The sequence below is a fragment of the Prevotella scopos JCM 17725 genome (assembly GCF_018127785.1).
Lineage (GTDB): Bacteria > Bacteroidota > Bacteroidia > Bacteroidales > Bacteroidaceae > Prevotella > Prevotella scopos.
Map to the genome: position 1 here is coordinate 1,534,281 of NZ_CP072390.1, position 25,537 is coordinate 1,559,817.

General features: G+C 41.2%; 23 protein-coding genes, 1 tRNA gene and 1 pseudogene. 16 read left to right on the forward strand and 9 right to left on the reverse strand.

Annotation, left to right across the window (positions count from 1 at the left end; translation table 11 throughout):
* The first annotated feature begins 203 nt into the window (after positions 1 to 203).
* Positions 204 to 1,661, forward strand: coding sequence for an IS4 family transposase (locus tag J4856_RS11730; protein ID WP_065367693.1), 1,458 nt, complete (start codon positions 204 to 206; stop codon positions 1,659 to 1,661).
* 749 nt (positions 1,662 to 2,410) lie between these two features.
* Here J4856_RS11730 and J4856_RS11735 read toward each other — a convergent pair.
* Positions 2,411 to 2,590 (reverse strand): hypothetical protein, encoded by a 180-nt coding sequence (locus tag J4856_RS11735; protein WP_143150366.1) that lies wholly within the window; start codon positions 2,588 to 2,590, stop codon positions 2,411 to 2,413.
* A 543-nt stretch (positions 2,591 to 3,133) separates the two neighbouring features.
* On the opposite strand from J4856_RS11735, the gene J4856_RS11740 reads away from it, so the two are divergent.
* The 8 genes and pseudogenes from J4856_RS11740 to J4856_RS11775 form a co-directional block, all read left to right on the forward strand.
* A complete protein-coding gene (locus tag J4856_RS11740; RefSeq protein WP_234967294.1) occupies positions 3,134 to 3,919 on the forward strand; it encodes a hypothetical protein in 786 nt (261 codons plus the stop codon).
* Entirely contained in the window at positions 3,916 to 4,437 is a 522-nt protein-coding gene (locus tag J4856_RS11745; RefSeq protein WP_025839223.1) for a hypothetical protein, read from the forward strand. Before J4856_RS11740 ends, J4856_RS11745 begins: the two co-directional genes overlap by 4 nt.
* 144 nt (positions 4,438 to 4,581) lie before the next feature.
* A complete protein-coding gene (locus J4856_RS11750; protein WP_262502751.1) occupies positions 4,582 to 4,746 on the forward strand; it encodes an ankyrin repeat domain-containing protein in 165 nt (54 codons plus the stop codon).
* A 21-nt stretch (positions 4,747 to 4,767) separates the two neighbouring features.
* Positions 4,768 to 5,235, forward strand: a complete 468-nt coding sequence (locus J4856_RS11755) for a hypothetical protein (RefSeq protein WP_025839225.1) — start codon at positions 4,768 to 4,770, stop codon at positions 5,233 to 5,235.
* 413 nt (positions 5,236 to 5,648) lie between these two features.
* Positions 5,649 to 6,743 carry an FMN-binding protein gene (locus tag J4856_RS11760; protein ID WP_025839227.1) on the forward strand — a complete coding sequence of 365 codons (1,095 nt, stop codon included), beginning with the start codon at positions 5,649 to 5,651 and terminating at the stop codon, positions 6,741 to 6,743.
* A gap of 5 nt (positions 6,744 to 6,748) precedes the next feature.
* Positions 6,749 to 7,384 carry a nitroreductase family protein gene (locus J4856_RS11765; RefSeq protein WP_025839229.1) on the forward strand — a complete coding sequence of 212 codons (636 nt, stop codon included), beginning with the start codon at positions 6,749 to 6,751 and terminating at the stop codon, positions 7,382 to 7,384.
* A gap of 41 nt (positions 7,385 to 7,425) precedes the next feature.
* Positions 7,426 to 8,922, forward strand: a complete 1,497-nt coding sequence (locus J4856_RS11770; RefSeq protein ID WP_025839231.1) for a CocE/NonD family hydrolase — start codon at positions 7,426 to 7,428, stop codon at positions 8,920 to 8,922.
* 4 nt (positions 8,923 to 8,926) lie between these two features.
* A pseudogene (locus J4856_RS11775) lies at positions 8,927 to 9,398 on the forward strand (MATE family efflux transporter); the annotation flags it as partial.
* A 112-nt stretch (positions 9,399 to 9,510) separates the two neighbouring features.
* Here J4856_RS11775 and J4856_RS11780 read toward each other — a convergent pair.
* Positions 9,511 to 9,592 (reverse strand) — tRNA-Leu (locus tag J4856_RS11780).
* A 186-nt stretch (positions 9,593 to 9,778) separates the two neighbouring features.
* On the opposite strand from J4856_RS11780, the gene J4856_RS11785 reads away from it, so the two are divergent.
* A complete protein-coding gene (locus tag J4856_RS11785; protein ID WP_025839237.1) occupies positions 9,779 to 10,870 on the forward strand; it encodes a mannose-1-phosphate guanylyltransferase in 1,092 nt (363 codons plus the stop codon).
* Between the two features lie 201 nt (positions 10,871 to 11,071).
* On the opposite strand, the gene J4856_RS11790 is transcribed toward J4856_RS11785, so the two are convergent.
* Both J4856_RS11790 and greA read right to left on the reverse strand, forming a co-directional pair.
* Positions 11,072 to 11,470, reverse strand: a complete 399-nt coding sequence (locus J4856_RS11790; protein WP_025839239.1) for an HIT family protein — start codon at positions 11,468 to 11,470, stop codon at positions 11,072 to 11,074.
* Positions 11,471 to 11,491: 21 nt separating this feature from the next.
* Positions 11,492 to 11,962: a transcription elongation factor GreA gene (gene greA / locus J4856_RS11795; protein ID WP_025839241.1), complete on the reverse strand. Its 471-nt coding sequence runs from the start codon at positions 11,960 to 11,962 to the stop codon at positions 11,492 to 11,494.
* 254 nt (positions 11,963 to 12,216) lie between these two features.
* On the opposite strand from greA, the gene J4856_RS11800 reads away from it, so the two are divergent.
* Positions 12,217 to 12,675 (forward strand): MDR/zinc-dependent alcohol dehydrogenase-like family protein, encoded by a 459-nt coding sequence (locus tag J4856_RS11800; RefSeq protein WP_065367691.1) that lies wholly within the window; start codon positions 12,217 to 12,219, stop codon positions 12,673 to 12,675.
* A 749-nt stretch (positions 12,676 to 13,424) separates the two neighbouring features.
* Here J4856_RS11800 and pdxT read toward each other — a convergent pair.
* The 3 genes from pdxT to J4856_RS11815 form a co-directional block, all read right to left on the reverse strand.
* Positions 13,425 to 14,012 carry a pyridoxal 5'-phosphate synthase glutaminase subunit PdxT gene (gene pdxT, locus J4856_RS11805; RefSeq protein ID WP_025839244.1) on the reverse strand — a complete coding sequence of 196 codons (588 nt, stop codon included), beginning with the start codon at positions 14,010 to 14,012 and terminating at the stop codon, positions 13,425 to 13,427.
* Positions 14,009 to 14,881, reverse strand: a complete 873-nt coding sequence (pdxS, locus tag J4856_RS11810) for a pyridoxal 5'-phosphate synthase lyase subunit PdxS (RefSeq protein WP_025839246.1) — start codon at positions 14,879 to 14,881, stop codon at positions 14,009 to 14,011. The genes pdxT and pdxS overlap by 4 nt, the downstream gene beginning before the upstream one ends.
* 155 nt (positions 14,882 to 15,036) lie before the next feature.
* Positions 15,037 to 16,032: a hydroxymethylpyrimidine/phosphomethylpyrimidine kinase gene (locus tag J4856_RS11815; RefSeq protein ID WP_025839248.1), complete on the reverse strand. Its 996-nt coding sequence runs from the start codon at positions 16,030 to 16,032 to the stop codon at positions 15,037 to 15,039.
* 258 nt (positions 16,033 to 16,290) lie between these two features.
* Between J4856_RS11815 and J4856_RS11820 the strand changes: the two genes are divergently transcribed.
* From J4856_RS11820 to J4856_RS11840, 5 genes are all read left to right on the forward strand, one after another.
* Complete coding sequence (locus J4856_RS11820; RefSeq protein WP_044081202.1) at positions 16,291 to 18,705, forward strand: TonB-dependent receptor; 2,415 nt, start codon at positions 16,291 to 16,293, stop codon at positions 18,703 to 18,705.
* 307 nt (positions 18,706 to 19,012) lie between these two features.
* Complete coding sequence (locus J4856_RS11825; protein ID WP_065367690.1) at positions 19,013 to 19,999, forward strand: SPFH domain-containing protein; 987 nt, start codon at positions 19,013 to 19,015, stop codon at positions 19,997 to 19,999.
* Entirely contained in the window at positions 19,996 to 20,334 is a 339-nt protein-coding gene (locus J4856_RS11830; RefSeq protein ID WP_025839251.1) for a hypothetical protein, read from the forward strand. Before J4856_RS11825 ends, J4856_RS11830 begins: the two co-directional genes overlap by 4 nt.
* 19 nt (positions 20,335 to 20,353) lie before the next feature.
* Positions 20,354 to 21,745, forward strand: coding sequence for a TFIIB-type zinc ribbon-containing protein (locus tag J4856_RS11835; RefSeq protein WP_065367689.1), 1,392 nt, complete (start codon positions 20,354 to 20,356; stop codon positions 21,743 to 21,745).
* A gap of 20 nt (positions 21,746 to 21,765) precedes the next feature.
* Positions 21,766 to 22,521, forward strand: coding sequence for a toxin-antitoxin system YwqK family antitoxin (locus J4856_RS11840; RefSeq protein ID WP_025839254.1), 756 nt, complete (start codon positions 21,766 to 21,768; stop codon positions 22,519 to 22,521).
* A gap of 168 nt (positions 22,522 to 22,689) precedes the next feature.
* Here the strand turns inward: J4856_RS11840 and J4856_RS11845 are convergent, their stop codons facing one another.
* Positions 22,690 to 24,138: an alpha-galactosidase gene (locus J4856_RS11845; RefSeq protein ID WP_025839256.1), complete on the reverse strand. Its 1,449-nt coding sequence runs from the start codon at positions 24,136 to 24,138 to the stop codon at positions 22,690 to 22,692.
* 131 nt (positions 24,139 to 24,269) lie between these two features.
* On the reverse strand, positions 24,270 to 25,508 hold the full coding sequence (locus J4856_RS11850; protein ID WP_025839258.1) for a SusF/SusE family carbohydrate-binding protein: 1,239 nt from the start codon (positions 25,506 to 25,508) through the stop codon (positions 24,270 to 24,272).
* Positions 25,509 to 25,537: the final 29 nt, after the last annotated feature.

A 25,537-nucleotide genomic window follows, 5' to 3' on the forward strand; every position in this document is an offset into this window, starting at 1 on the left:
CACATTTCATCTTATTTTTTAATTATATCGTAGACGAAAAGTCAATTAGCAACAAAGAATAAAGTTTTATATCTAAAACTAATTATCTGACTAAAGTTTCCCACCCTCAAAAAGTTGGTTTAAAATAACAGTTTCTCAATAATTATTGGTAACTTTGTAGTGCTTTATTACATTGATTATCAACAAATTAAAGAGTAACTATTATGAATACAAAATTAGACAATTTCAGCGAGATATCCAAGCTTTTAAGTGTTAAAAGTAAGATGAGAAGCGATATTCTCTCACTTTTCTCAAAATTTGGTCTTGGACGTATGCTCTGTAGGCTTTCTTTGGAGAAACACGATGGTATCTCCGCTGTTCAACTGATTCTTTCCCTTTGTCTTTTCCGTATTAATGGTGAGACAATACACTCCATATACAAGAAGAATTTCTACCATCTTCTCACCACTGGAAAGAACTGCTATTATCGTATGATAGTCAGGCAGACAAGGAATTGGCGTCGTTTGCTTAGCTATACTGTTCTTCGTTTTGAATGCATTCTCCGAAAGAATGGCATTCAGACAGAGAGCGAGAACTCCTGTGTCATATTTGACGATACAACCTTGGAAAAGACTGGTAGAAAGCTTGAGCATATCACCAAGGTTTTCGACCATGTACGAATGAACTATGTTCTGGGCTACAAGCTTCTTTTATGCCTGTTCTTCGATGGTAAGTCCTCTCTGCCGTTCGACTTCTCCCTCCATGAGGAACTTGGAGGGAAAGAGGATGGCGGACTTGGCAAGAAGGCACTCCGCAGCAGATTCTCCAAGAGACGCATGAAAGAGAGTCCAGCGTATGAGCGGAATCAAGAGTGCGGTATGAGCAAGATGGACTCCGCCATAAGGATACTCCAGCGCATGTGGAAGAGTGGTATTCATCCCCATTATGCCTTGGCGGATAGTTGGTTTGCCTGCGAGAAGTTCATTGAGGAAGTCAGGAGAGTAGGCAACGGAGCTATACACTACATCGGTCTTGCAAAGATGGGAAAGACAAAGTACTTTGTGGAGAACAAGCGACACAATGCCGCTGAGCTCGTAGCAATGTATACAAGACGTACCAAATGCTGCCGGAAGTACAAGTGTCAGTACATTGAGTTGAGGGGATGTCTGGGGAATATACCAGTCAGGATATACCTGATTAAATATGGACGTCGACAGACTTGGAATATCATGCTTAGTACTGATTTACCGATGAACTTTGTGCGTGCCTTCGAGTTATACCAGATACGATGGAACATTGAAGTGGTCAACAAGGAGACAAAAGGACATCTCAGGCTCGGCTCATACATGGGGAGAGACTTTGATGGTCAGATTGCTGATGCAACGCTCTGCTACATTACATATATCGTGATGTCGTTAGAAAAACGGATGTCAGAGTACGAGACCATGGGTGAATTGTTTGCTGACATGGAAGATGATGTCATGGCACTTACGTTATGGCATCGTGTGCTGAAGTGCATAGAGAGGTTGCTTGCTGCTCTTTGTGACGTTCTTGGGTTCTCTGTTAGTGAGATAGGGCAGTTAATAGTCACCGACTCAGAAATGCGGAACAACTTTGAGATTATGGTCAAAGCATTGGAAGACAGGCAACAAGAAAAGCTCACAACCGTAAACATATTTTAGACATGTGTTAACGGCTCACGTTCATGGGTATTCACAAAGCAGTTTGGTTGAAATACCCATGAAATAGAGGGGTGGGAAACTTTAGAAAGATAATTATACACATACCCCAGATATTATATTAGTGAGGTATAAGTATCCCTAGAGCTCTTATACAATAGGGATGGACGTATAACCGCAATAGGATAGAATAAAATCGCTGTCCACTAAACATTTTATTAGATATGATTTAAGGCTGAATCTTAAGTGAGGGATTCAGCCTTTTTGCTTCTCTTTGTTCCAATGTAAAGAACACTTATAATCATGAGGAAAGATACATATTTATTCTAATAATGCAGAGAAGCCAGTAATCTGTTGTTACAAAAGATAAAAGAATATTAGCAGTGTTGTAATAAAGTCTCACAAATTAAAAATAGTAGGTACTCTTGGATATTTACAAAATAAGGCTCTATAACGAATCGTGTGGGTTGTGTGTTGATATTCCACCGGTTTGGTGCGGGTGCTTTGCACATGTGGTGCGGGTGCTTAGCACATGTTGTGCGGATGGTATGCACCACATGTGCGAAGGACTAACACCATTTCTATGTATGGGAGGGTAGGGATTTAATGTGAGTTAAGCGTATTAAGCCTAAGGTCAATTTGGAGTTGTGTTTAGTTGGAGGCTATTCTTTTATGATTTAGCGGGTCCTAATTATAAACCGCAATGGCATTCGGATCATTTTTAGACAAATCAAAGAATGCGGCAGAGAAAGCTACAGCAGATGCAAGCAAGAAGACGGCGTAGCTATCAGCTCAGGCTGCAGAGTTATCTGCTCATCTGGTTCGTTCAACTCATCCAACCAACTTGCAGTCTTTATAGTTACTCTTATGCTGGATTTTGTTGTTTTTTCATTTGCTGTCACTTCTGTCACTCCGTTCTCGCCTTTAATCACATGAATATAAGCCTAGTACGCGAAATGTTAAAAATGACAGCAACTAAAATTAAAACTTAATTAGGGGTTTAGATATCATACGAGAGTGTATTCATAGGCTTTGGGTACAAATGTATATGTCAATCTGTTAGCTCAGTGTTTTGATTCAATCAAAGGTGTATAACACACCCAATATAGCTTTTCTTCCTTGTACGAATACATTTACAAAATAAAGTTGTATATTTGCCTTAGAAAGTGCTATGTCGGATTATTTATTCTTTTCAAAAAGAGAATAACATAGCCGGCATAGTTACGATAAAACACATAACACTGAGCATCTGCAGGCATTGAGCCTTACAGTGGATGTCGGGTTGTGGTGCAAGAGAAATAGGTCTCTTTGTGCTGTGATTGGAAATCACAGCAGGGACGGCTGTCTCCCGTATCTATGCCCTAACTTCACTACAAACGCTACTCTGACGCTCCAAACTGTTAGGTGACGAGCATTCTTAATCCGAGGACCTATCGTATAAGTTCAACGGCAAGCAGTTTGATGAAGAGACAGGCTTGTACTATTATGGTGCAAGGTATTTGAACCCAGTCACGAGTCTATGGTATGGAGTGGATCCGTTGGCAGAGAAATATGTCACAACGAGCGGATTTGTACATACGTTGAATAACCCAATAAAATTGGCGGACACTGATGGACAAGACTTTGTATCCGCAATAACTGAAGGTGTAGGTACTTTTGTTTTTTCAGCAGTTGCAAGTTTTGTTCAGAACTTATTAGAGAATGGTGGAAATGTACAACGAGCCTATAGCCAGATTGATTGGGAAGGTGCAGGAAAAGACGCAGTTGTTGCTGGAGTTATGTCCCTCGTTGTCTCTGGTGCATCTACAACAAAATTAATAAAGAAACTTTCATCTATTAAAGTTGGAAATTCTACTCTTGCCAAGATTTTGGTAAATACAGCTGTTAATATGGTAACGAATATCACTGCAGAAGCATGGAAGGAAAAATCCCTAAGCGGAGTTGATTTTAAAGAACAATTTTTCTCAGCACTTGGTAATTCTCTAGCAGAAGCAGGATTGGGTGAATTATCAAAAAAACTGGAAGCTTCTTTTTCAAGTGCTAAGAAGGCTGTTAAGGATGCTAAGGTTACGTTGAATAGACATAATGCTCATCGTGGTAGTACTTTTATGCGTCAAAACTACGAAGCCAATCTGAAAAAGGCTACACTCCATGCAAACTCTATGAGGAAAAAAGTCTATACCAGAAGGTTCTTTAATAGTATAGGGACGAATGCAGGATCAAAGGTAGGAAGTTTAATTTATAAAAACATGATAAGATGATGAATCTAAAAAAAATATTAAAGGAAGAAGCAACTTGGTATTTCTTGGCTTTAGCAGGGCTGTGGATACTACTCTATATGGATGCGGATGTCATTATAGATACATATTTCTATATGATATCATTAAATATTTTGATCTTTTTGTTTTCTTATATAATACTTAGAATAAAGAATAAACTGCATTACTATTCTTATGTTGTAGGTTGTGCGTTTTTTGTAGTTTGGTTAATCTTTTATAGTATATGCGATTTGAAAAGCAGAAGTTTGAAAGGTTATCTCACCAAACAACTCCCGGTATTGTATTATATTCCAACAGGTTCTGGTGGAAAAGGGGCAAGTAGTGGATTTAGAATAGAATGTAAAGGAAGTAAACTCAAAATTCCAACATCTCAAGAATCGGATAGCTTATATCAGATTTATGGAGACTCGGTTATCAATCATATCGTAGTACGATTTTTGCTAAAGGAACCTTTTCCTCACGTATATTATGTAGATAGCGCACAAATAACTTATAAGTAAGTTAGTCCTTTCCAAAACTACAAATGGTTTTAAGCTTTTTCATTTTACTTACAGGAAGGATTTTAAGATATAAAGAATAAAATTATTATAAACATAAAGCATCTTTCTGTAGATTACCGAGACCCAAAGTACAAGCAGACTCTTTTGATGTTAGCAACACGTACTAATAAAATAGAATCCGTTAAAAAATTATTAGAGTTAGGAGCTAATCCTAATGCACATGATGACTCCACTAAATACTTTGGACAAAGTGCTGTCTTATTAGCTTGTAGCTTTAATAGACCGTCAAGTAAGATACTTTCTTGTTGATTCAAAAATATTAAAAAAGAAATGAATATTGAAATTGTCGATTATGCTATATATAAAAGATTAAATTATGATTCAGTATTCAAAGACTGTCATAATGATTCTTATCAAATATATGGCAAGATAATGGAAGGTGATTCCTATGCGAAAATTGCTTGGTCAAGTGATTTATTACTGCCTCAGTTCATAGAAATATTCCCAAAGATATTTGCTATAGGAATTGATCAGGATTTTGCTATTTATGATTTTGACTCGAAACGTAGAATAATGTATTTAGACTTAAAGTTTCTTTTCTGTGAAATGATTATATTTGAAAAGAAAATACTTATTGCTACTGAATTAGAAGTTATCATTATAGATACACGACAATATAAAGTTATAAATACAATCCCATTACAAGAGATATACGAAAAAATGAAAATTAATTGTGGTGAAGTTGAAATCTATTGTATGGATAATACTTTTCAACAGTATCAAATTGAAAGTACTTGATTATGATGCTGCAACAGAAAAAGATATATGTTTGTATTAGAAGAATTACATAATCCCATATCTCTAAGTTTGTAATCTATAATGTAAACTTAGAGATCTGAAATAAGTCATTTGGATTACTTTCTCGAGAAGGTAAGGTGTTGAAATATCATTACATATTTTCAAATAAAAGCTTTACGTATACAACTGTTTCGCTAATCTTATAGATAGCAGGATAAAAAAGAGGGATGGGATTAAACCTTCGTTATTAGTGGTCGTCATATAGAATGGTTTTGGTAGAAACCGGGGCATTCAATCTCAGCCGAAGTAACTCTATTTTTGTCCATACACGCGCGTATGGATATGTGATAGTAGTAATCAGACGTTAAAGTTGATGAGGGAGGTGTATGAAAGAAAGATTATAAGACAATAATATGAACAATTATTCAAGAAAACTACAGCAGTTGCTGTCTCTGCTGACCTGTGTTCTACTAATTATGGCAGTCAGTATCCGTAGAGACGGAAAGGTTGTAGGACGTGAATTGAAGCAGCAACAGACGGATTCGACAAAGACAGAGACAATGGTTGTCCTTGAAGATGGTTCGGTACGGTTGAATACTACTGAACTTAGTAAGGACATCATAGGCTATGGAGGAACCGTTCCCTTGGAGATTACCTTGGAAGATGGTAAGATAAAGAGTATCAAGGCACTTGAAAATTCAGAAACACCCGACTTCTTTAAGGAGGCTTCAGCACTTCTAACTAAGTGGAACGGACGTACTGTTGAAGAGGCACAGAAGCTGAAAGTGGATGCTGTGTCAGGTGCTACATTCTCGTCAAAGGCTATCATTGGTAACGTGCAACGTGGTCTTCAATATGCTGCAAAAAATCCTGTACAGGATTCTATATGGGCGGAGCTGGACTTCTCGAGCAAGGCTATAGCAAGACTGATCGTAGTACTTTTGGCTACCATCATACCGCTCTTTGTCAAGGATAGACGATACAGGATAAGCCAGCAGATTCTCAACGTGATAGTATTGGGTTTCTGGTGTGGTTCGTTCCTAAGCTTTACATCAATGGTTAGTTATATGTCAAATGGTATGAATGTGCTGACACTGATAGTACCCGTCATTATGCTTATCACCGCGTTTGTGTATCCCCTCTTTGGCAAAAAGTCATATTATTGTACGCATGTATGTCCGTTTGGTTCGCTGCAAGAGCTTGCTGGAAAATGTGTAGGTTATAAAATCAAAATGAAACCAAAGACGGCTAAACGTTTAGATATGTTCCGACAGCTGCTGTGGGCAATCCTCATGCTATGTCTGTGGACAGGTGTATGGTTCGATTGGATTGATTATGAGCCATTCTCTGCTTTTGTTTTCCAGTCTGCCTCGTGGGTAGTTATCGTTATTGCTGTCGTCTTTGTGGCACTCTCCACAGTGATTGTGCGACCTTACTGTCGCTTTGTTTGCCCAACAGGTTCGCTCTTTAAATATAGTCAACAGTCAACTTCAAAAAACAAGAAATAAGCGATATGAAGATTTCAATGATTATCAATACAGTGCTTGCCATTGCACTTGTATTCCTTAGTTATAAACTTGCTGTAACTGGGAATGACAAAGGTAAGGAACAAGATAGCTCTGAAGTAGTACTCAATACGATTCTCAAGCGTACATCTATCCGCTCTTATGAGAACAAATCTGTTGAAAAGGACAAGATAGAAAAACTGCTTCGTGCAGGAATGGCTGCCCCAACAGCTATGAATAAACAGCCTTGGCATTTTATCGTTATTACGGATAAAGGGCAGCTACAAAAGCTTTCTGAGGCTAACCCCTATGCTGCTATGGCTGCAAAGGCTCCACTGGCTATCGTTGTTTGTGGTGATATGAAAAAGGCGGCTGAAGGTGATGCACGTGAGTTATGGGTTCAGGATTGCTCTGCAGCAACGGAGAATATTCTCTTGGCTGCTACAGGGATGGGACTTGGAGCCGTGTGGACGGGTACCTACCCTTCAAAAGAACGTTGTACTGACGTAGCTAAGGTACTTGGTCTTCCAGAGTCGTTAATTCCACTAAACACGATTGTCATTGGTTATCCTGATGCTGATGTGAGTCCGAAGGATAAATGGAATACGGAAAACATTTCATACAATACCTATGGTGAGGAGTAATAAGCGAAAGATATAAAAGCAATTTCAATAAAACAATAAATATGAAGAAACTAATTATTGCATCCTTAGGAATGATGCTCGCAATGAATGTGAATGCTGCTAAGAAACCAAAGACAAACGCTCTGCAGTTTAATCCTGAGAGTGGAGTGAAGGCATCATTGACAATGCCTAATGGCAAAGTGGTGAATTACACGGCTTATAACAAACTTTATTTTGTTACCAACGTAGAGGATTCTACCTATCAGTATATGAATATCTTTGTACCAGAAGGGGCTAACGAGCAGACACCTATCTTCCTCCGCACCTACGTGGGAGGTTATATGGCAAGTCAGGCAGGTGACCCACAAGCACAGGACGCCAGCGGACGTGCTTTGGCTGAGGGCTATGTTCTCGTCATTCCCGGTAGCCGTGGTCGTACTTCTACCGTAAAGAAAGGAAAGAAGACGGTTTATACTGGTCGTGCTCCGAAAGCCCTACTCGACTTAAAAGCGGCTATCCGTTACCTGCGTCACTTTGATAACCTGATACCGGGTAATACGGAGAAGATTATTACTGACGGTACCAGTGCAGGTGGAGCGATGTCGAGTTTGATGGGTGCAACAGGCAACAACCCTGCCTATGAGCCTCTGCTCAAGGCTATGGGTGCAGCTGACGGACGTGATGATGTCTTTGCGAGTGTGTGCTATTGCCCGATTACCGACCTCGATCATGCGGATATGGCATACGAATGGCTGTATGGTAATACTGATAGTCGCAAGAGCCTCGCTGCAAGTAAGCAGACATTGATAAAGGAATTGGCAGCACAGTTCCCATCTTATATCAACTCACTTGGCTTGAAGAAGACTGATGGTACACTGCTAAATGCTGACAATTATCTTGACTATATCAAGCAGATTATTATCCGTAGTGCTCAGGATGCTAAAGATGCAGGTGCAGACATCCCTGATTCTATCGGTTTTACATTCAGCAGTGAGGCAGCTTTTCAGGCTCCTATCAATGGCGGTGTAGGTATGGCGCGACCTGCAGGAATGGGTGGCGGTATGCCTCCGATGATGATGGGTGGCAGAAAAAGGGTTGGTGAATATATCACAGACCTTGATATGAACAAGTATCTTAACTACGTAGTAAGTACGCAAGCTCTCAAGGGTGTACCAGCTTTTGACAGCTATAACGTGGACGGAGCAGCTGCAAGTGGTGAGAACGGTGAGTTTGGAAACGAGCATGGTTCTGATGTTAACTTTACTACATGGGCTGCTGCAAAGACCGGTAGCACATTGTCTGACGAGGTAAAAGAGAATGTTCGTCTGCTGAACCCTATGTATTTCATCGGTGATGCAGCTACCTCTGTTGCTCCCCACTGGTATATCCGACATGGTGCTCGCGACCGTGATACTGCTTTCCCTATCGCTATCAATATGGCAACAAAACTGCAGAACGCAGGTAAGGATGTTAACTTCAAGCTACCTTGGAACCGCCCTCACAGTGGCGACTATGCCCTGAATGAACTCTTCAGCTGGATAGCTAAGATTGTAAAATAAAGCAATGAGCGATAAATATACATTCCTGACCCAGGCGCCTGTCCATCGTGTGATAGGCGCCATGGCTATACCTACCATCATCTCTATGCTGCTGACCAGTATAATCTGGTCGATACGTTTTTGTAGGTAAGATTAATACACAATCCACGGCTGCGGTAGGTATCGTTTTCAGTGTGATGTTTTTCATACAGGCCTTTTCTTTTTTCTTTGGTAATGGGTCGGGCAATTATATTTCCCGTCAGTTGGGTACTCAGAATACCAAGGATGCAGAGGTGATGGCAAGTACTGGACTTTTCTACACATTGGTATTCTCGCTGATTGTCATGCTACTTGGATGGTTTTTCCTTGAGCCTATCAGCATTCTTTTAGGTAGTACGCCAACAATCCTACCTTATACTCGTCAATATCTGGGCATCAGTCTGCTGGGTACTCCTTTCATCATGGGTACTTTCTGCATCAATAATCAAATGCGTTTTCATGATTCCATAATAACCTTTTAAAAAAGGATTGCTGAGAACAATTCGGGAACATTTATTAAAACGAAAAAAGCTAAGTGTTTAATAATAAACCACTTAGCTTTTTGCTTCGTACCCAGACCCGGGCTCGAACCGGGATGGGTTGCCCCACTGGTGTTTGAGACCAGCGCGTCTACCTATTCCGCCATCTGGGCATGGCTGTTGTTTGAACAACGAGTGCAAAGGTAGAGAGAAAATCTGAATGTGGCAAATTTTTGAGGAATTATTTAACAACAATAAGTTGATTAATGAATATTTGTGGTATTTTACAATAAAAGATTTGGAGGTATGAGTAATATAAGGTATCTTTGGAGAAAGAAACAGGTTAGCTTACAAAAATAATGACTACGGAACGAAACAACTATTGCGTGATTCTTGCCGGAGGCAAGGGAAGCAGGTTATGGCCTTGGAGCAGAAACAAATTTCCAAAGCAATTTACTGATTTCTTTGGCGTAGGTCGTACTCAACTTCAACAAACTTTTGATCGCTTTACCCATATTCTTCCCAAAGAGAACATATATATCAACACTAGTTGCGATTACCTCGACCTTGTCAGAGGACAACTGCCTGAAGTGGCGGCTGACCATATCATGGCTGAGCCTATACATAGAAACACGGCACCAAGTGTTGCATGGGCAGTACATCGTATCATGATGTTTGACCCCAAAGCTAACATTATAATTTCACCCTCAGACCATAATATCGTAAATGACACCGCTTTCTACCATAATATTAATGAAGGATTGATGTTCGTTGAGAAAAACGATGCAATATTGACCATGGGAGTTAGCCCTACCCGACCAGAGCCTGGATATGGTTATATACAGAAAGGAGTCTATACGGGAGAAGGCGATATATATAAGGTTCAAGCTTTTACGGAGAAACCTGACCGTGAATTTGCACAGATGTTTATGGATAGCAAAGAATGGTATTGGAACACAGGACTCTTCCTTTCTAACACAAAATATCTACGCCAATGCCTTTGTGGTTTCCTCCCCTCTGTCCTGCCTGTTGGAGAAATTGGAGAAAAGATAACGACCATAAAAGAAGAAGAGGTTTTCGTCCGGGAGAACTTTCCACGCTATCCAAACATATCGTTAGATTATGGTGTCTTGGAAAAGTCGGAGAATGTCTATGTAATGAAGTGTGACTTCGGATGGGCAGACCTTGGTACGTGGCATGGTGTCTATGAGTCAATGAGCAAACGAGAAGGAGATAATGTCGTTATTGACTCTGATGTTATCCTTGAAGATTCAGCCAATAATATCATAAAACTTTCCAAAGGTAAATTGGGTATTATCAACGGACTAGACGGATATATCATTGTCGAAAAGGACAATGTCTTATTTATCTGCAAGAAAGAAGAATCGTCATCATTGGTGAGAAAATATGCCAATGAGGTACAGATAAAGAAAGGGGAAGAGTTTCTATAAGCCCCATCTACGTTGGGTAAGAAGATAACAAATTGAAGTCAGACAACGTAAAAAATTAGGCTTTTCCACGGAATTTGGAGTGATGCTATGATGTCCTTTATACCACTTATTAGTAAAAAAGATTTAGTATAACTGACAAACGGAGATATATACATTATTATATATCCCCGTTTTTCTTATTTCTTTTACAACAAATATAGCTTAATCCAATTCTTGAAAAGCTTTGAAAATCTTTGCAGCAATCTCCTTCTGCTCCTCAGCCTCAACCTGTACGTGATGCTTGAAATCAACATCAGCCTCGCTGTTCATTGGCAAGAGGTGGATGTGTGCATGGTTAACCTCTAATCCTAAAACGACCTGAGCCACCTTCTTACATGGAAAGACTGTCTTTATAGCACGTGCTACTTTCTTTGCAAAGATCTCAAAAGCAGCAAGTTCCTCATCATCCATATCGAAGATGTAATCAATCTCCTTGCGAGGAATAACAAGTGTGTGACCCTTTGTTACTGGGTCAATATCGAGAAAAGCGTAGAACTGTTCGTTCTCTGCACATTTGTAGCTTGGTATCTCACCCGCTGCAATCTTACTGAATATTGTCATATCAACCTCCTTGTTATATTGTTATGCATCAATTGAAATTTTATCAATGCGAAGGGTGATAGTACCACGAGGGATGTTGATTTCAACCTCGTCGCCCACCTTTTTATTCAACAAGCCCTGTGCAATAGGAGTCTTAATTGAAATCTTGTTCAGCTTCAAGTTAGCCTCTGTCTCGCTGACAATCGTGTACTTCATCTTAGCATTTGTCTTCACGTTTGTCATTTCTACTGTGGACATAATCTGCACAGCATCTGTGCTCAGACGTGACACATCGACGATCTTTGCCTTTGCCACGGTCATCTTCATCTCTGCAATACGTGCCTCAAGATGACGCTGTGCCTCCTTAGCGGCATCGTACTCAGAATTCTCACTCAAGTCGCCTTTATCAGCAGCTTCTGCAATCGCAGCTGATGCTTTCGGACGTTCTACAGATTCTAAATGCTGCAACTCAGCCACGAGTTTGTCGTAGCCTTCCTGTGACATATAAGCCATAATATCTTATTTTAAAAATTAATTGCTTTTCAATAGACATAAAAAAGACAGAATTCCAACATCATCTCAGTGAATGCCGGAATCCCATATCCTTAAATGCCTTTATCTCTTTATTTTTTGCAAAGATAGGCTTAAAAAATGACATAACAAAGTTTTAAGGGATAAAAATGCGTTTCAGTTAGTTTCTTAGACCATTTTCTTTCAATATAAACTTATTCATTCAACATTTATGCAATCCTTTTTACACCAGTGTTATGCACGTTGACTTACAAAAACTTATACGCTCACTCTTCCTAACCCTCCTCCTTTTTAATCCTAATGAAGCGACATTTTTCTTTTCCTTAAAATCACTTGCAAATATAAAAGTCAGCGTACTAAAACCTGATGGAATTATTGGAAATATGAACTATCTCGGTTCTGGCGATACGATTAAAATTCCACGCATTGAGTGGGCTGTCGGAATGAGACACAAAACTATCCGAGGCGGATTGATGCCAAGCGGTCGGTTACGCATGGAGAAACTCGCCAAGTTAATTACATCAGGCAGATTAGATCTTTCATACCTCGTGACGCATCGTTTCAATGGCTTCGACCACATAAAAGAGTCACTTTACCTTATGAAGGACAAGCCATGCGACCTTATCAATCCTGTAGTGGTAATTGATAAAAAACACTATAATCTATCACATTGTCATATTATTTACTTGATATAAATCAATAATAACACTTTTACGCAAAAAACACATCGAAAAAGTTGCAAATTTAAGAATTACTATTTATCTTTGCATCGTGTTTTTCATAGTATTAGATTTAAGGTTAACAAAGGTTGGACTACAGCGGTAGTCCTTTTTTTATGCCTTTTTGTTTGCTACATAAAAACATTCTCTCCGTAAATACAAGTTTACATTATTGTTTATACCATCGATAAACCTATTTTGAGATCTTTTATCTGTGGTGCCTCGCATAATTTATAATGCTCACAAGAACCCCTACACATTCATTTTCTTCAGCCATGTTTTTTGTACATACGCCTTATAATGATAGTAAACACCAATGATATGAATAGTAAGCACCAATAACATTGGACACTTTAACCACATAAGCAAACTTAATACATTCTATAACCTACCCTTATCTTATCAGCAAATGTTTACCTCTTTGAAGTCCAAAAATACTTGATAAAGTTTATCCGAACGTCCCGAACAGTTGTTCCGAAGCACCCGGACAATTGTTCCGAAACACTCGGACAAGTTGTCCGGACGCTCCGGACAGTTTTTATTAGGACTTTATACATTTTCATTCAAGTTCTTTTAAAATATATTGACAGAACAATTAGAATACTACATTGAAAGTATAAGACGTAAGTTTAAGTTAGCCATAAAAACTTATATAGGCCGTCACAGACGCTAACAAGCATCTATAACAGCCTATAAACATAAATCTCACTTATCTTATTTAGTTATTATCTAGCCTTCACCATGTCCAAGAAATATTCATGTACACGCGTGTCACTATCTAATTCCGGATGAAAGGCCGTGACAAGTTGGTTTCCTTGGCGGGCAGCAACGATATGCCCATCCACTTCTGAGAGTATTTCAACCTCTCCAGCTGCTTCCTTTATATAAGGTGCACGGATGAAAGTCATAGGAATATTGCCATCAATCCCTTTAAAAGAAGCTTCCGCATGAAAACTACCCAACTGACGACCATAGGCATTACGAGCAGCAGTCATATTCATTGTGCCCAATCGAGGAGGGACAGGTGCAGACGGACTATTCCCTTCCACTTCATGTGCAAGGAGTATCAAACCAGCACAAGTACCAAAGACTGGCAATCCAGCTTCGATAGCTTCACGAATAGGCTCAAGCAATCCAAGATCACGAAGGAGTTTTCCTTGTGTGGTACTCTCACCACCTGGGATAACCAATCCATCTTTCACCTGATGCCAGTCGCTCAATTGTCTAACCTCAAAGCAATCAACACCCAGCTTATTGAGCATCATCTCATGCTCTAAGAACGCTCCCTGCAGGGCAAGAATAGCGATTCTCATTGTCCGCGCTCAGCCATGAGCACTTCAATCTCATGCTCGTTGATACCAACCATAGCCTCACCCAAGTCTTCTGATAGTTTAGCCAATTCCTTAGGATCGTTATAGTTTGTCACTGCCTTTACAATCGCTGCAGCACGCTTAGCAGGATCACCACTCTTGAAGATACCAGAACCAACGAAGACACCCTCAGCACCGAGTTGCATCATCAACGCAGCATCAGCAGGAGTAGCTACACCACCAGCAGCGAAATTCACAACAGGCAACTTACCATTCTCATGTACATACTTCACGAGTTCGTATGGAGCCTGTAACTGCTTAGCAGCCTCAAAGAGTTCATCTTCACGCTTGCTAACGAGATCACGAATCTGGCTCTGCATCAGACGCATGTGGCTAACAGCCTGTACAACGTCACCAGTACCAGGCTCACCTTTCGTACGAATCATCGTTGCACCTTCAGCAATACGACGTAAAGCCTCGCTCAAGTTACGTGCACCACAAACGAAAGGCACCTCAAACTGAGTCTTGTCAATATGATAGATATTATCTGCAGGAGAAAGAACCTCACTTTCGTCAATGTAATCAATCTCTATTGCCTGCAAAATCTGCGCTTCAGAGATATGACCAATACGACACTTAGCCATCACAGGAATCGTCACAGCTTCTTGAATACCCTTAATCATCTTAGGGTCACTCATACGTGAAACGCCACCAGCAGCACGAATGTCAGCAGGGATGCGTTCCAAAGCCATTACTGCACAAGCACCTGCAGCCTCAGCGATGCGAGCCTGTTCAGGTGTTGTTACGTCCATGATTACACCGCCCTTCAACATCTGGGCTAGATTGCGGTTTAGTTCTTGTCTATTTGTCATTTTACTTAATTTATTAGAACTCCCTTCAAGGCAATACCAACAAGTGATAGAGCATAAAGAAAGATATGTTAGTATTAATAGTTAAAATTCTATTTAAGATATTGAAAACCAAAGATAACAAGTATCTGAAATCTGATGAATCTCAATAACTGCGCTTAGGTACTCCCCTCTTGCTGAGGTGTTAAGGGGAAGTCTTTCTTAGGACGTCGCCACTCACTTGGCGTCTGCCCAATCTGTTTCCTAAAGAACTTTGAGAACTGAGCTTGCGAAGCAAAGCCATGCTCAAAAGCTATTTCTTGGATTGTTTTCTGTGTTGTTCGTAGCTGACAAGCAAGTGCTTCTGCGAGTGTATGATCGATGATGCACTTAGGCGATTTGCCAGAAATACGATGTGCCACCTGTGACAGATAACGTGGAGAAACATTCAGACAGTCAGCATAAAAGGCAACATCACGATTAGTACGATAATGTTGCTGTACTGCTTCCAGAAAATCATAGTATAACTGGCTACTCCGTCCACGGATATCACTCTGTCGCATTATCAATGTTCTTACATATTCCCGTGCATGCTGCAAAGCAGTTTCCATTGTCTCGTCCTGACTCAGATAAACAGCAAGAGCAGATGAAAAACTATTGGCAAGACCATGCTGCAAAGGGTCGTCTAACACGAATGAACGAACAGCTCGACTCCCATCGCCTTTCAAAGCCGAACAATCAAAGATTCTTTCAGGCTCACCCTCCCTCAAGATAACCAGAGAGCACAAGGGCAGTAATCGACAACGTATCTGTGTTATCACGTCATCTGTCATCAATCTGTCACCATTACTTGCCGTCACAATCGGGTCGTATATAATATGGTGAGGACGATACTTCAACAGCGCATCCACCACAACAGCCAAAGTCTCTATGGTTCTAATCATTCCCACCTTTACCGTATCAGGCTGCATATCATTGATAATGGCCTCAATCTGTCCCCTTACTATTTCTGCAGGAAGATCATAGAAGGCCTGAATACCCAATGTATTCTGAACAGTAACGGAGGTTACAGCCGACACCGCATAGCCACCCAATGCAGCTATCGTTCTGATATCAGCCTGCACTCCTGAGCCACCAGTGCTATCTGAACCTGTTATTGTGAGAATTGTTTTCAATAGCTTAGCGTTTTGATTCTGCTTACAAAGTAAAAAGAAATTATTGAAACCTGCAAGAGTTATTCCTAAATTGACAAGAAAAACGAAAGTTCTGACTGATATTAGGCTTATTAGGCCAATAGCAATGAAAATACCGACCAATAGGTATTGCCTAATTTATAAAAACAACATAACTTTGCAAAGTTATTTACAAACCATATAATAACAAATAAAAAATATTTACTAATCTTAACCGCCATATTATGCTCTTTAGCAGCCATGGCACAAAACACCGACGCAATGCTCTTCGGTGACGTAAAGGCAAAAGAAGGTGGACAACACCTCTCTCATGCTAAAATCCAAGTAAAAGGTACCAACCTTAAAACTCAATGCGATGCTACTGGACACTTCAAATTAAGTAATCTTCCTGTTGGAAAGCAGGTTATCATTGCTACACTTTCTAGTTATCAGCAGCAGGAAATCGAAGTAAATATGGAAGCCAACAAGGGTACTGGTGCTTACTTTGAGTTGGAAAAAGATCCATTAGAGTTAAGTCAGGTCGTTGTAACTGGTACTCGTACCAGCCACTTTGTAAAGGACGTGCCTATCCGTACAGAGGTTCTGACATCACAGGCTATCACCAAGAAGAATGCCCAGAACTTATACGAAGCACTTGAAGGTGTACCGGGTATCCGTGTAGAACAGCAGTGCCAGTTCTGTAACTTCTCTGAAGTACGTATGCAAGGCTTGGGCGCTGAGCACACACAGGTACTCATTGATGGTGAGCCTATTTACTCTGGTCTTGCTGGTGTCTATGGTTTACAGCAGATTGGAACCAATGACATCGACCGCCTTGAGGTGGTTAAGGGTGCTGGTTCTGCACTCTATGGAAGTAGTGCCGTTGCTGGTGCTATCAATATTATCTCAAAGGAACCAACCTTTGAGCCATCTGTTAATGGTGATATTCAGTTTGGAAACTTTGGCTTCAAGAGCTATAAGGGTTCTGGTTCTATGCGTTATAACAACATCGGTCTGAGTGTATTCGCACAGCGAACACAGATGGACGCTATCGACCGCACACAGAATGGACTTACACGTAAGGAAGTAAAGAACAAGGATGGTATCTCTGATCGTGTAGATGAGACGATGAATAACCTTGGTTTCAGCCTTTATTTCTATCAGCCTTTTGCTAAGAACGATAAACTCGTACTGCGTGGTAAGGCGATTGACGAGCACCGTTTCGGTGGTGTTATGACGAATGATCAATATATGAATCCATATACTGATGGTACTGAAGACATTCGTACCAACCGTCTTTCAGCTGACCTCGCTTACACCTTGCCTATCGGTAAGCACTCTGAATTAAATCTTACAACAGCTTACGTATATCACAAACGCCTGGCAACAAACGACACCTTCCTTCACGACTATATGGATTCTCACAAGGATCCAGCACATCCAGATGAAGACGGTGCAGAACCTGACGTTTCTATGATGCGCCCATACATTGCTAAGGAGAATACGGTGACACCATCACTCTCCTTCACTTCAATTCTTGGCAACCATACATTGCTTGGTGGTGTACAGGGTTATTTCACTCGTTTGCGTGAGACTGGACTCTATGTCATCTCTGCTGAGGACGAGAAGACAAGTCCTTACTATGGCGTTCCATATACTTCTATCGGTAAGAAACACGCCAACGAGCTTGGTTTCTTCGTACAGGATGAGTGGAACGTGACTCCAAAGTTGATTGTTGTACCAGGTATCCGTGTTGATTATCATAGCTCTGGTGAGGAGTACGCTACCAGCGTAAAGGTTTCTGATAGCGCCTTCCCAACTACTAAGTTTAGTAAGACAACCATCAATCCTCGTATTGCTATCAAATATGAACTGACTCCTTCACTCATTCTTCGTGCTAATGTAGGTACAGGTTTCCGTGCTCCTTACGGATTCTCTGAGGACCTCCACCTCTGTAGTGGTTCGCCACGTGTATGGAAATCATCTAACCTTAAGGGTGAGCGTGCTATTAGCTACAACCTCTCAGCAGACTATTATGCTAAGAAATATCAGTTCAGCATCAACATCTTCCGCACCAACTTGAAAGATAAGATTCAGTTCTCTCCTGCAGACGATGAGGTTAAGAAGTTCGGTTACTCTTACCAGTGGGAGAATGTTGACGATGCCTACGTACAGGGTGTTGAATTAGGTGCAAAGGCAAATCTCTTCCGCAACTTCAATGCTGGTATTAACTGGACCTTCAATCAAGGTAAGTTTAAGCACGAGCGTGCAGACTGGTCAGACCCTAACGATGAGACTGTAAAAGAGTTCCCACAGCGTCTGCAGTATGCGAAGGACAGCCGTAACGTTTCTCGTTTCCCAGCAATGACTGGCGATATCGACCTCGATTATACCCCTGGCACATGGACTTTCTCTCTCACAAGCTCATTACAGGGAAGAATGTTCATCGACTACAACTCTGAGGACGATGGTGCAACATCAAAGATTAAGAAGACAAACACCTTCATGATCTTCAACTGCCGTGCTGCAAAGCGTTTCGGTTCATGTACTGTTTATGCAGGTGCTAAGAATATCTTCAGCTATATTCAGGACGAGAAACACACAGACGACGCAGCCTTCATGTATGCTCCAGTTTATGGTGCAACATGGTATGTAGGTCTCAGCGTTAGACTATAAGAAATCTCTGAATTATATTTTGATACTTAAGTCGCAGCCGCATTGCCCAACTGGGTGATGCGGCTGCTTTGTTTTATACAACTAAGAGCAAAATAAAAACAAGCAAACCACTATGCGATAAGTCTTTCCTTCAAACAAAACACAAGAACTGATTGAACGCCTTGGGACTGAATTAAGCTCACCTTTTCCTACTATTTTTTGTTCTTTCCAATACAAATCATTATATTTGCATATTAGAATTAAAGTAGGCATCATAACTTATTACACAGCAATTATTAAACGAATTTGAAGAAGAACCAATAAAGCTATGGGAATAAAAGATTTTTTCAAACGCCAACTGCGAACTGTCATAGAATGGAAAGAGCAGAAAACTAACCTATTATTTCATCAATTGGAAACTACTACAGATGAAATAAAGAACGCAAGTAAACTTATCGTTGCTCCGGGACAAGGTTGTATTATCATTTATGATGGAAAGGTAAAAGGCACCCTTATTGAACCCGGCATCTATGACATGGAAACCGCTAATCATCCCTTTATCACTTCACTGCTCAATCTTGCACAGCAAACAGAGAGCGAACACAAGATGAGGTTCTACTTCTTCCGCACGGCAGAGATGGTGAATATCCTTTGGGGAACAGCCTCACCAGTGAAGTATATAGAACCCTATTACAACTTACCAGTGGCACTTGGAGCCTGTGGAAACTTCTCCGTAAGGATTCAAGACGCATCACAAATGTTCGTTACGGTGCTTGGTACCGTTGCAAACTACTATGTAGAGGATGTGCAGGAACTTGTTTCTTCACGCATCATAACGCCACTCACCAACTTTCTGGCAGTCAAAGCATACCCTTACAAAGAGGTGGATACGCACTTAGAAGAGCTTTCTAATGAATTACGAGAGAAGACGTCAGAGAAGTTATCACGCCTTGGTCTAGAGTTAACCGACTTCCGTATTGCATCAGTCACATTCGATGACGATACGATGGAACGTATTGGGCGCATTGCAAATATGGCCACTGAGAAGCAAGCAGCAGCCGAAGTAGACCTAGACTACACCGAGTTGCAGAAGTTAGGAGCCTTGCGTGATGCTGCAAAGAACCAAGGTGGACTGGCAGGAGCTGGTTTGCAAATGGGTGCCGGACTGCAGTTAGCACAAGACATATTCAAGTCGGGAGGTGCAAGCAGTGACCCTTCTCAACGCTTGCGGAAGCTCAAAAAGTTACTTGACGAGCAGCTCATCACAGCAGAAGAATACGAGCAAAAGAAGAACGAAATACTTTCTAAATTATGAATAAAGTCCTAATTCCCGCCATAGCCATCCTCTTTGTCAACATCATTGCAGGTCTGGTTCTCTCTGTTTACCCCTTAGCAAACATGCTCTACACGAGTGCTGCCATCATTGTTAACACCCTGTTGGTGGTCATGTTGTTTGCTCTTGGTGCAGAACGAACACATCGTTTGAGCCTAGGAATGCTCTTCCTCTTTGCCAGCATCATAGAGTTTGGCAGTGGACTAGTGGCTCCGAGCAGCGTAAAAGACAACTGGTGGATTATCCTCTTCGCTATCTTTACGGCTGTAGAAGGCGTCTTGAGTTATCTAGCCATCCACTATAAGAAACAATCATAAGCACTGATTCTGTAAGAAAATGTCAACAAAGATAAGACCTATAAAGTGTCCGAACTGCGGTAGTGAAAAGCATATTCAACTGGATGAAAAGCTCTATCGCTGTAAAAACTGTGGAACGGAATACTTCTTAGATGACGATGATATAACCATTCATGTTAAGCATCATTTTGACGATGGGGGCTTCACGCGCATTAAAGGAGACGCTAACGTCTCTATGAGCAATGCGATACGAGCATTCGTCATCATCGGTGGTGTCTTATTCTTTCTGTTCTGTATTATGCTCTTCGGGTTCCACTCTTCCAGTCCAGACCTTAGTTCAGACGACTCCCTCAACGTAGATGACACTTATAAAGCCATCGTCCCAGTGAAGCATGACGGACGTGTTTGTTTCTTCTATCTAACCGATCGCCGTTTCCATAACACATTCTACAACAATAGAACCTCATCGAATGGTTACTATTATGGATTTATCGATCCGGATAGCGGAAAGGTGTTAGCTGACAAACTTCTCATCAGTGATGACGATGCAAGGAAGATTGGTATGACAGCTTTCCACATGCTTGAGATACAACATCTGAACCAAGCCAAGAAGTGGTATATCACGATTCCTAGCCAGTTTATACTCGAGATTGACCCACAGACACTCACACTAAAGAATGTCTCAAAGACTATCTTCGCCAATAAAAAAGCGATGTCAAGTGGTATCTCATCAGTAGCATTTATCTCTGATACCTACGAAGACCACGCTAGTACGGCGGGCGTAGGTGAGGGCTTCAAAGTCACCAACAATATGGCAGAGACCTATTATTACTTCCCCGCCACAGACCGTCTTTATACGGAGGAAGCCTATGAATACGCCCAGCAACTACCTGCTTCTGAACTCAATGGAGAGGTTCACGATAGTGTATTCTATATATTAGATCGAAAGGAAGCGAGCGAATCCTCTAGCCAAAAAGGCCTAAACCGATTATGGAGAATACGCTTCATGTATCACTTAGGAGACCCTCAAGACGCTGGTTACTTCCTATATGGTGTGACAGATACTCCGCGTGGTGACGGTCGAATGATTAGTCATAATGCAATAACAGATTGGTTTGCTGGCTTCAATACAAAGATTGATTACCAAGACTCGAAGTATATCCTTATAGAGTATAATGCTAGTATCTCGGAGGATGCACCAACGGTTCTTCAACTTCGGAACACTAATGGGGTGATTCTCTGGACACACTCTCTTGAGCTTCCAATGAAGATAGGTGGCATTATAAGAGATAATCAGAAGATATGGTTCAGAGCGACCAAGGAGAACAGTGAAACTGATGATGAACACTACATCGCAAGCCTTACTTTGAAGGAAGGCTACCTGAAGTATGAGTATAAGTTTGCGACTGAACACAAGATACTAAAGCAATGAGTATTAAGCACGAGTATAGTATGAGAAAGATTCAAGTTCTTCTGCTCCTCCTTATCGCACTACCTTTAGCGTGTAACGCACAGGTGAAGAAGATAGTAGAAACCTATGACAATGGACAGATAAAGTCGATTACTTATAGGGATAAGAAGACGGGGTTATTAGAAGGACACTGTGTTTCATATAAGGAGGATGGGAGCCTCTCCATGGAAGAAGACTATAAGGACGGTCTAAGGGATGGACAGGTGAAGTATTACGATGCGTTTGGTAACATCGAAAGTATCGTGAGTTACAGCAAAGGGAAGAAGCAGGGTAAGCTCATCAAGTACCAAAAGATGAATTGTCCCAGTGCAAATCCTTATCTTGAATACATTGAGAACTACGAGAATGGACTACTACAGGGAATGACCTACGTGTACGATGATACTGGGCAAAAGATTATCGAACACGCACGTTACGATGATGGTCTATGTATCGAAGATACTGTATATCTCCCTAAAAGCACATTCTATGCGTATCGGACGAAAGGACCTAATGGTACTTATGTTGGTGGTGAGATGAAGAGCAGAATAGTACCCAATAAGAAGAATGCAGCTACTCATCAACCTACGAGGAAAGCTCCCGCTAGGCAACGGACAACGGCACCAAAACCTGTTAAAGCTAAGCCTGTTCCACAACATAAACCTGCTCCTGTAAGACAACAGAAGCCTCAACCAGCTGCACCACAGCCCAAGCCGCGATTGAAAGTGAATAAGGATGGGACAATAGAAATGGGTTAGCACATATATAATAAGGTGTATCGAGAATACATCTAACCTAATCGGTTTGCGAAATAAGCCTATTAGCTTGAACATAGAACATAAAGAAATCGAACCAGCTGGATGCTTCCAACTGGTTCGATTTGTATAATAGCTCTGTCCCTATAAAGGGACGGAAGAGAGCTAGTCTTACTTTGTTAGCTTGATAATCTTACAGCCATGTGCAGGAATGATCGCCTCAATCTTATCACTTACAGTTCCTTCATCAGCATGCTTCCAAAGGTCACGTGCAGACCAAGTACCAGTAATTCCCACCTTTGTCAAGTCAATAGAACGAGTTGCTGCTGCTTGATCACGGTTGAAGAGACCGATAACCCAAGAGCCATCCCTCATCTGACCATACCATACCTCTCCATCAGTATTCCAGAGGTTACGCTCTAATGGCTGACCAACGAAACCATCCTTCTGCAAAGCAAGCATCTCATCATTCTGGAAGAACTTCAAGTCGTTGCCTGTAGGCATATCTGTGATAGAGATTGGTCCACCTGCCATCAAAGGAAGAGAGATAACCGACATCTTCTCATTATCATCAGCATAGCTTCCGATACGAATAAAGTCGCCGTCAAGACGAATCTTCTTACGGCCAGAAATCTTTGACCAATTGATGAAACCGTCGAAAGCATTCTCAGAGTTTGGCCATCCACCACGAAGGTTACCGCGATTATTATCAGAGAAACGATACCAAGAACCCTCAAGTGCATCGGCGTCAATACGTACCATATTACCCGCATATTTCTCGATAATAGCATTATTGCGGAGGTGAGGCATTACGAGAGAAACATATACGCCATACTTCTGTGCATACTTGTTAATCCACTGCATACCCTTTACATAACGCTCACGACCATAACCTTTATCGATAACGTCAGTATAGTTCATACCATCTTCATACCAAGAGAGGAAGTCCATACGTACAAACTTCACACCTAAATCAGAATAGTGCTTGAAGAATCCTTCAAAATACTGCTCTGCACCTGGGTGATCTGTTACTACCCAACCAAACTGATCCCTTGAGTTTGGATGCTTGATATCTTTATCTTTTGTTGGATCATAAGCCAGACTGCTCACCTTAATACCATCTGTTCCTGGAATAACAGCATCAGGATTGGTATAATGATACCAGAATGGACTATCGTAAACACCGAGTTTCAGCCCCTTTGCCTTCAACTTAGCAACAATAGTAGTCAATGGGACCTCTGGCGAACGCTCATCTTTCGCTGTGCGGCTATAACGTGTCATGTAACCATCATCACCACTCATCGAAGCAAAACCATCAGTAACAAGCATGTCATAACCATGCGATTTGAGATTGGTTGCTACATAGTCTGCAGCCTCATCCCAATCTTGCTCAGTAAAGATATTTGGGAATGATCCAGCCTTTTCTTGTGCACGAAGATGACCATATACACTCCAGTAAAGTGGCGCATAGTCCATACCTTCAGCCTCTGCAACAGGTGTAAGACCTACTGTTGGGTCAGTCTTATCAACGCTCAGATCGCTGGTTACGTCCCATTCATTGCTGTTACAACTTGTCAGAAGAGCAGCGAAAGCCAAGCTTGCTAAAATATATTTCTTCATTGTTTTATTCTATCATAAGTAGTTTTAACCGGTAGCTGTGTGCCTTTAGCCTAATAAAATCCATGCATTATACTTACAAAACCCATGCATTGGAGCACCAGCTAACCGGTTATTTATGTTTTTAAACTCTGTTATGCGCTTATGTATTCTGCCTTGAACTTCTTGTTCTTCAAGTCAAGTGTCAGCTTATACTTTCCAGCCTTAGTAACTTTCCACTTCTTGTCACCATAAGAACTTTCTGTACCATAAACAAGTGCATCCTTAGCTACACCCGTTTCATTGATTATAGTATTCTCTTCTGGAGCAAAGAAATAAGGCTTATCACCTGAGAAACCAGACTTATCGAGCATAAACTTCATTTCACCCTCAGCCAACTGAACTTCAATAGAGAAGATATGATCGCCTGACTTCGTGAAAGCAACGCCATTATCAGTTACCCAACCAGCAGGAGTTGCGCTACCAATCATATAGACGCTTTCAGTGTCCCAAGGTGTTGGTGCAGCTGGAGCAGGAGCATCAGCGACAAACTTCGTTACCTTGATTTCATGCTTTGTGAGGTCGAATACAATGGTATAAGTACCAGCTTCTGTCACTTTCCACTTATTGTCATCGCCACCAACAACCATTCCCTGCTTTGCAGGACCATCATGGTTGAACTCACAATCAGCTACAGGTGCCTGAATCAAGTTGTTCCATCCATCTGACTTGTCAAATGACAATTTGAACTCACCTAAGTTAAGATGACCCTCATAAGTGAACTGTAATGGATTAGATGAGGTCTTAGCAAACTTAGCAGAACCATCCTGTACCTTTGCTTTCAAGCCATCAATATCCCAGCCGTATGGCGTTGCATTACCGATGAATGACAACCATTCAGACTCGATAGGAAGGATTGGACCTGCAGGTTCTTCGCCTTCATAAGTAACAGTAAGCTTACGTGTGCGGAGATCTACAGCGAAGGTATAGATACCTGTCTTTGTCACCTTCCACTTATTATCAGCACCACCCTTACGAATATCAATCGCATCACTGGCAACACCTTTATCGCTGATTTCAGTATTAGCAGCAGGAGCGTAAACGAATGTAGCACCCCAATCACCCTTTGAGAGTGGCAACTTAATCTCGCCAGTCTTTAGTTTACCATGATAAGTAAAGAGATATTTATTCTCTGTATCGCGTGTCATCTCGTATGGATCACCGATGTTCCAACCAGCTGGAGTAGCATCACCCACCATATAGAGATGGTCAACTTTCAGTGGAAGTTCTTCTGTTATGACCACAATATCCTTATCATCGTTGCATGACTGGAATGAGGCTGGCGCAAGAAGCACTAACAACAGATACATTCCATATTTCATTAACTTTTTCATATCCATAATAGCTTTTAGTCGTTAAACAT